Below are 8045 nucleotides of genomic sequence, written 5' to 3' on the forward strand. Positions count from 1 at the left end.
CCTTATGCTCGACGACGGCGACCGGCCTTGCCGCTGATCACCGGGGCCTTCCGACGGAGAATAAACATGCTCACCATGCCGGCAACGACCACGAGGAATCCGGCGTAGACCAGCGGCGTGCCGGGATCGTTGCGCACCGACAGCACGGTGGTCTGCGTGGGGCCGTCAATGTAGCTGGATTGATAAAAATGGTAGCCGCGGTAGCGCAGCGGGTTATTCATGCTGATTTTTTTCATGAGGATCACGCCGCGCTCAGGATCAGAGAGCTGCACATCCGCCTCGAATCCGGAGGCCATTGAGGTGCCAGGATAGGTGATCTTGCGAAAATCCAACAGCTTGATCGTCACCGGCAGTTTGCGCTGATCCGGTCGGAACTCCACCACCACCCGCCCCTTGTCCAACTGGAGTTCGGCGCTATTACGCAACAACACCCACGCCTCATCCTTGCTCGATCCCTCCGTGCCGATGACGTGGATCGCTTCAGCATGAATCTCATTGCTGCGGTTGGAGATGGTTTCCGTCAGGCGAGCCCGCGGGTAGGACGCCAGCAGCCGGAAGGTATAGCCGAGCGGCGCCTGCGTGTAGTCGGTGTTCAGCGCCAGCGGCTTGATCACCTGGCGCTGCTGGTCGCTGCCGGTCAGGACCGCCATCAATCCTTTTGATGGCGTCCGGAGGATCGCGATCGCGTTCGGCGGCAGCATGTCGCCGGCCGCATGGGTATAGCTGACCTGCGCTGGAATCGCGTGCTTGAAGCCATGCATCGACTGAAAATCCGGATGCAGCGCGAACAGCAAATAGGCGTCGGTGCCTTCGGGCCCGCTGAGTATAAAGGAGATCGCCGGATTGTTCGGCGTCTCGGAGCGCGAGATGACCCCCTCCTCAGTGATGGCGAAATCCGGGAAATAATCTTTGAAGGTGACCGAATACGGCGTGCCGGGAACGTTCACCGCGAGATTCCGCTCGGCCGGAACCGGCATCTGCTGCGGCCGTGACAACCCAGGCACCGTGACGGACAGCATCCCGCGCGGCAGTGCGGTCTCCGTCGCTTCGCCGGTCAACCGCTTCAGTTGCGCGTCGGTCTCCGCCTCCAGAAACAGGACATGCGCTTCGCCCCACCCCGTGCCGAACCGCTCGGCATCCCGCGCGAGCAGCCAGAACTCATCCTGCTGCTCGTGATGGCTGATCCGCACCTGCACCGCGGGATGGTCGTCGGCGCCGTCATCGGTCACGGTCTCCGTCGTGATGACGTCGGGATAAAACCGATCCACGGTCAGCTGGATCGTCCGGCCGGACAGGGACACCATGAACGTAGCGTTGGGCTCCTGCACCCATGCCTGCGTTTCAAACGAGGTGGGAATGATCTGATGCGCGCCGGCCGTCGGCGAGTCGGCCTGCGCGTGCCCGTGCGCATCCGGCGGGCGGGCCGAGGCTTCGTCGGGCACGTGCACCACGATGACGTTGCTCTGCGACTCGATGACCTGCTCGGCCTGCCCTTCCGGAATGATCATTTGCCCGTCAACGCCGAAGCGGCCGCCGAGCACCCCGCCCAGCAAAATGCAAATGATGCCCAGATGGGCGAGGACAAACGGCGCGTGATGCTTCTTCCACGGATAGCGCGAAGCTGCGACGATGGCAAGATTCACCGCGAGAAACCCCAGCAGCAGCTGAAACCACCAGGAGCGGTAAATGAACTGTTGGACCGACGCGGTGCCGAATCTCGCTTCATAGATCGTGCCCCACGCCAGCACTATCGCAATGGCGATAATGAGCGGCACGGCGACCGTCAGTGATCCAAGCGTCTTCGTGAGCCGATGCAATGGGGTGCGAGTCGTCATGGTGACGCTTCGAGTTGTCCTCGGAAGCAGGGTGTTATCATACTACATCTCCGCGCCATGCGGCTCGGGAAAAATCGGCAGAAAGCGGCAGACAGCCAAGAACGTCAGCACGCCCATCAGCAGCAGGGCGATGGGGCAAACTCAATTCGGCGGTTCATCATCGGGCTTTCGATGGCGTTGATCTGCTTCGGAGGATTGTCCGGTCACCCAGGTCCACTTCATCGGATACTCATCCGGATCGAACATCACGAAATACATGTGCCAGATCACAATCGCCAAACACGCCAGGATCGCCTCGTAGTAATGAATGGCCGTCATCACATCAAAAAACCATTTTGGCAAGACGCGCAGCGTCCAGTCTTGCCACGTCAGGAAGGCCCCGGTGAGCGTCATGATGATCGACCCCCAGACCAGCGCCCAGTATTCGGCTTTTTCCACATAACTGTAGCGGCCCACCGCCGGACGGTCCTGGCGTAGGCCGAGATAAAACCCCATCATCAAGAGGAGGTCGATCGCATCGCGCCATCGGGGCCATAAGGCCTTCAACTCCTTTCGGCCTCGCGCGGTCGCGCACATGAACCAGAGATGATACAGGGCGAGTGCCACAAAGATGAGCGCGGCGGCCCGATGTCCGAGGCTGCGCCAGTCGATGCGCCCCACAAACGGTGTCGCCCACCATGCCTGCGGAAACTTCAGCGCGAAGCCGGTATAGGCCAGCGTGGCAAACGCCGCGAGCAGCACGCCATGCTGGATCCGCTCATTGAGCGTCATCCGGAGACGTCCGCCTGCGGCCTTCTTCATCTGGTAATGGCGCGAGCATTTCCGCGCAAAGTCGAGCAGGTTGTGGAGGAACATGCCGCCGATCGTCAGCAGAATGAGCCAGAAGTAGATGTTCCGCACGACGCTGACGGCCCGATGCTCCAGGCCGGGCTGCGTGCCGGAGTGAATCTGTCCCTTGGCGACCAGGCCGCCGACACCGGGATGGCACACCCCGCACGTTTTCGCAAGGTTCTTGGGATTCACCGAGGAGCGTTCATCGCCAGACGGCAGGATGTCATGCGCCCCGTGGCAGGACGCGCAGTTGGCCGCCCGCAATGAGCCCAGCTGCAGGGCCAGGCCGTGAAAGCTGTCCATGTACGTATCCACCACATGGGATGGCAGCTGGTACTTGGTGACGATGCGCTCCGTCGCATGGCATTGGCCGCAGGTTTCCGGGATATGGGACGGGTAGACTTTCGAAGTCGCCTGCTTGACGGCGGCAATGGTGTGCTCGCCGTGGCAGTCGGTGCAGACCGGGGCCTCCCGTTTCCCCGCTCCGACGGCCGTGCCGTGGACGCTGCGCGCGTAGGTGTTCTTGATGTTTTCATGGCACTTGCCGCAGGTCTGCGGAATCTGCTGCCAGAAGAGTTTCGAGGCGTCATTCGTCGCTTTGTGCAAATCATGGGAGCCGTGGCAGTCGGTGCACACCGCCGCCGTCGGCACGCCCTGCTTCAAGGCGAGGCCGTGCACGCTTTCTTCATAGGTGGCGATGGGCGCGGCTTGGTTGAGATGAAACTTCGCCATCTCCTTGGTCTGGCTGTGGCACCGAGCGCACGTGGCGGGGATGTTGGCGCGCTCAACCGGCGAGGCGGGATCCCGCACGTTCACCAGCTCATGCGGATTGCCGTGGCAGTCCCGGCAGGACGCGGCCTCCTGCACCCCGCGATGCACGGCCAAGCCGTGGTCGCTCTGCCGGTACACCTCGGCCTCCAACTGATGGCACTGGCTACAATTGACCGGCTTGACAGGGACGTCGTGCGGGACGGCGGCGATATCGGCATGGCAGCTCGTGCAGTGATTATGGCCATGGATGGAGGCGGAAAACTTTTCAGGATGGATGAAGCGCCCGGCGGCGGGATCGCCGTGGCAGGAAAAACACGCGCTATCTTCCAAGGGCTCGGCCGCCGCCGTCGCCGCGCGGCTGGCGAGGAGTGCGGTCACCGCCAGTGCTGCGCCGATTGCGAGCTGCCGTCCCCTGGACATTACCAGGCAGTCTAGTTGAATTCGCGCCGCATAAATATGACAGCCGTCATATTCTCAGAAGCGCAGACTCGAGCGCTTAGTCCACACCGGAAGTGCCGGTGTGGCACTGGCTGCATTTGTATTCCGTCACATCCACCCCCACGTCGACCGGGTGGCGGAAGGGCTGCTCTTGCAGCTTCACCCCCGCCATCTCCTCCGGAGCGCCCTGCGCGAGAATGGTGTGGCAGGCCTGGCAATTTTTGGTGATGACCTTGCCCTCAGGGCTTTGGTGCAGCCCGTCATGGCAGCGGAAGCAGCCGTCGGAATTCAGGTGGCCGATGTGATTCGGATGCGCGCGCCAATCCGCTTTCATCTCCGGAAAGATGTTCTGCGCGTAGAGCGACTGCGCGGCCTGCGCGGCCCCCTGAATGGCGGGCCGCTGCGTTTGATAGACCTCGGGGTATTCGCGCTGATAAAACGCCAGCAGGTGCCGCGCGATCTTATCGCGCGCCTCGAGCTCCGTGGCGTACGGGACGACCAGCGCGCGGATGGCTTCGCGCTTGAGATACGGCAGGCGCCGATCCATCAGCCCCGCGTCAAACGCCTGATCCACCGCCTGATCCGGCGGGCGATAGATGTGCGAGGGGCGATTGTGGCAATCCACGCAATCCATCCGGCGGATCGTGGCCTGCGCGCGCTGCTGCGGGCTCAGCGGCTGCTCCGTCGACATGTACTCGGTGGAGCGCCCCTCATGATCCGTGGCGCGCACCCAGGGAATCACCTCGCGGCTCTCATCCGACGCGATGTACTCCATCTGGTTGTTGATGTTCATATGCCAGTGGATGCCGCCGGTCGCCCCGGTCTTGGGATCGCCGCCGCCGACTTTGATCAGCATCTGGATCTGCCACGGGCTGTTGCGCTCATCGGCCAGATATCGCGTGAGCGTTTTCTGCTGGGCGCCGAAAAATTTCGCCGGCCAATGGCATTGCTCGCATGTCTCCTGCGCCGGGCGAAGGCTCTTGACGGGTGTTGCAATCGGGCGCGGGTACCGGTTCGTGGCGACCGCATACACCTGATACGCGCCGCTGATCTTTGAGCGGACGAACCAGCTCGCCCCGGGGCCCACATGGCACTGCGTGCACGCCACACGGGCGTGCGGCGAGTGCTGGTAGGCCGTGTACTCGGGCTTCATCACGTCGTGGCAGACGAGGCCGCAGAATTTCACCGATTCCGTGAAGTGGTAGGCGCGGTAGCCGGTCACCGACAGCAGCACGATGGCCACCATGACGCCGATGAGTGCCGCCGCGACGAGCGCTTGATGCTTTGGGTAGTTTAAGTCGATGCGCGGCAGCGGGGGCACGACGTGCTCCGGCCGGCGCCGGCGGCTGGCGCGCTCCCACAGCACTCCGAGCAGGATCAGGACCGCCCCGCCGATCGCCACGAACGGCAGCACGAGATAGATCAGGACGGCCAGATACGGGTGCGCCTGATGGCTGAACATGTCGATGAGCATCATCGGCAGCCCGAACGCCGTGCTCGTCAGGGTGATCGCGATGCCAATGAAGCTGATCGGATTGCGCAGGAGGCTGGGAGGCTTGCGGAATGGAGGCATCATGCGTTGCGCGAAAACGCCGCGGGGCTTACGAGGGCCCGCGCGGCCGCTCAAGGTCGCGAATCCACACGATCAGGCCGATGATCAAGAGTCCAATGATGAGGAGCGAGATCCATAACCCCTGGCGGCGGAAATGAAACTCGGCAATGGCCTGCTGGCCGCGCGCGTCGGCCTGGCGCGCGTGCTGCACGCCGTCTTCCACGATGGGCTCCATCGTCGAGAACGAGAACGAATGGACATACGTGCGGGCTTTGGTCAGTTTCGCCGAGGCCTCCTGCAGGCCGAATTCCGCGTCGCTGACATCCATGCCAAGCGCGGCGGCGCGCTTGACGGTGGCCGTGGCACCAACTTCTTCCGACTTCAGGCGCTCGATGGCATCGCGCATGCGCTGCGCGGTGACAAATCCTTTGGAGCCTGGCTCATGGCACGTGATGCACAGCGCCTTGGGCCCGGTGCCGAGCAGGTCATCCGTGGGTTTCTGAATCAAGTGATTCCCGTGGCAGACTTCGCACTCGGGCAGCCCCAGCGTCTCATGCGCCGCCTTATGCGCGCTCTTCGCAAACAGATCGCGCGTGAGGCTGTGGCATTGGGCGCAGACATTGCCGATGGCGACCACTCCGGGCCGGGCCGCCTCGTGCGAGCCGTGGCAGGACGCGCAGTGGGGCGCGCCGCGATCGCCGCGATGCAGCAGGGCTTGGCCATGCACGCTCTGCGCGTATTCCCAATGCTGCGTGACGGGCAGCCCGTGGCGCTCCATGATGTTGGCATCCGTGTGGCACGTCGCACAGGTGCCGGGGATATTCGTCGGAAACACCGGCGAGAGCGGATCCTGTTTGGACCGGATCCCGTGCGCCTCATGGCAGCTCGTGCAGACCGCCACGTCGTGATCGCCCTGGGCGATTCTCTTGCCGTGCTGGCTGGTGAGATACTTGGCGTACTGGTCGGTCGGCAGGTTGGGATTGTACTTGCGCATGTAGGAGGGATCCGCGTGGCAGCGCGCGCAGAATTGCGGGATGTCACTTCGCGATGGGCGGCCGATGAAGCCCTTCGCAACATCCATCGCAGCCGCCTGATCCGCCGCGGTCGGATCGCCCCCATGGCAATCCGCGCAGGAGAGGCCGCGCTGGAGGTGCACGTCGTGGGTCATGGCCTGCGTGGGGGCCGCGGCTCCCGACTCAAAACTTTGATGGCACTCCACGCAGGAATCCGCCGCCTCCACCACGAAATTCCAAGCACCAATTATCAAACAATAACCAATGCACCAACGACCCAATGACCAAATGGTTTGGTGATTGGTAATTGGTAATTGCATGTTAATGGTGCTGTCCGATCCACAGGGCGTAGAAGGTCATCCCCATGATATACAGCAGTCCTGCCACCCCGATGAGCCGCACGAGCCAGAATGACCGCCCGGCTCGAGCTGGACGGTCAAGCCACGGCACCAACACCAAGGCGCCGCCTGCAAGGCCGGTGAGTCCCACCGCCACCAGCTCGCCCTCCAAACCTAAGACGTGGCTCGGAAAGAGTTTCAACGTCTGAAACATCCAGAGAAAATACCACTCGGGCGCAATGCCGGCGGGGGTGACGGCAAAAGGATCGGCTTTCTGCCCAAGTGTTGCCGGCCAATAGACGCTGACGGCCAGCACAGCGCCCAGCATCAGCACCCACCCGATGAGATCGCGCAGCAAGAAGTTCGGGAAAAAAGGTATCGCGCGCTCATCCTTCACGGACAGCGGTTTGCTCATGCCCTGCAGCTGAATCATCGCCAAGTGCAGGCCGAGCAACCCAAGCAGGCCGATCGGCAGGATCGCGATATGCAGCCAAAAGAAACGCGTGAGCGTCACATCGCCGACGTCGCCCCCACCGCGCAGGAACATCTGCATGATCGGCCCAAGCACCGGGACAACACCGGCGATTTCCGTTCCGACCTTCGTGGCGAAAAACGCCAGCGTGTTCCAGGGCAGCAGGTAGCCGGTGAACCCGAATCCCATCAGGAGAAAGAGCAGCAGCGCGCCGGTCACCCACGTCAGCTCGCGCGGCGGGCGGTAGGCTTTGAGGAAAAACACGCTGGCCAAATGGACGAATGCGCAGAAGATGACGAGGTTCGCCGCCCAGGCATGGACCGAGCGGACGAGCCAGCCGAACTCCACCTTCGTCATCAGAAAGCGGACCGACTCAAACGCTTCCGAAGCCGAGGGCCGGTAATAGAGCAGCAGCAAGACCCCGCTGGCGATCTGGATGGCGATCAGGAAGAGTGTCAAGCCGCCCCAGTAGTACCAGAAGCTGTGGCGGTGCACGGGGACGGTCTTGTGCGCGGCGGCATCCGCCAGGCTCCCGAGCGGATACCGCTGGCGGAAGAACTCCCTCAAGCGCTCGGCGAGCCTCATGAGGTTATGACGATTTTGAGACGACGACCTCGTCGCCGCGGACGTTCACCTGGTAGGCTTCTAGCGGGCGAGGGGGCGGCCCGGAAATCACCCGGCCGTTGAGGTCGAACTTCCCGTTATGGCACGCGCACCAGATGACGCTGGCCTCGTCATCATACTGGACGGTGCAGTTGAGGTGCGTGCACACGGCGGAGAAGGCTTTCAATTGAC

Annotated in this window: 6 protein-coding genes; all 6 read right to left on the bottom strand. The window is 62.8% G+C overall.

Annotated features, from left to right (window positions below; translation table 11 throughout):
* Positions 1-2: 2 nt before the first annotated feature.
* Positions 3-1835: a cytochrome c biogenesis protein ResB gene (locus HY737_01695; protein ID MBI4597103.1), complete on the bottom strand. Its 1833-nt coding sequence runs from the start codon at positions 1833-1835 to the stop codon at positions 3-5.
* Between the two features lie 141 nt (positions 1836-1976).
* Entirely contained in the window at positions 1977-3857 is a 1881-nt protein-coding gene (locus tag HY737_01700) for a cytochrome b/b6 domain-containing protein (GenBank protein MBI4597104.1), read from the bottom strand.
* Positions 3858-3933: 76 nt separating this feature from the next.
* On the bottom strand, positions 3934-5451 hold the full coding sequence (locus tag HY737_01705; protein ID MBI4597105.1) for a NapC/NirT family cytochrome c: 1518 nt from the start codon (positions 5449-5451) through the stop codon (positions 3934-3936).
* 25 nt (positions 5452-5476) lie between these two features.
* Positions 5477-6667 (bottom strand): cytochrome c3 family protein, encoded by a 1191-nt coding sequence (locus HY737_01710; protein ID MBI4597106.1) that lies wholly within the window; start codon positions 6665-6667, stop codon positions 5477-5479.
* 94 nt (positions 6668-6761) lie between these two features.
* Positions 6762-7835: a cytochrome bc complex cytochrome b subunit gene (locus tag HY737_01715; protein MBI4597107.1), complete on the bottom strand. Its 1074-nt coding sequence runs from the start codon at positions 7833-7835 to the stop codon at positions 6762-6764.
* 4 nt (positions 7836-7839) lie between these two features.
* Positions 7840-8045 (bottom strand): Rieske (2Fe-2S) protein (locus tag HY737_01720; protein MBI4597108.1); only part of this gene is annotated, 206 nt, incomplete at its 5' end.

It is taken from the genome of Candidatus Omnitrophota bacterium (assembly GCA_016209275.1).
GTDB lineage: Bacteria > Omnitrophota > Gorgyraeia > Aquiviventales > Aquiviventaceae > JACQWM01.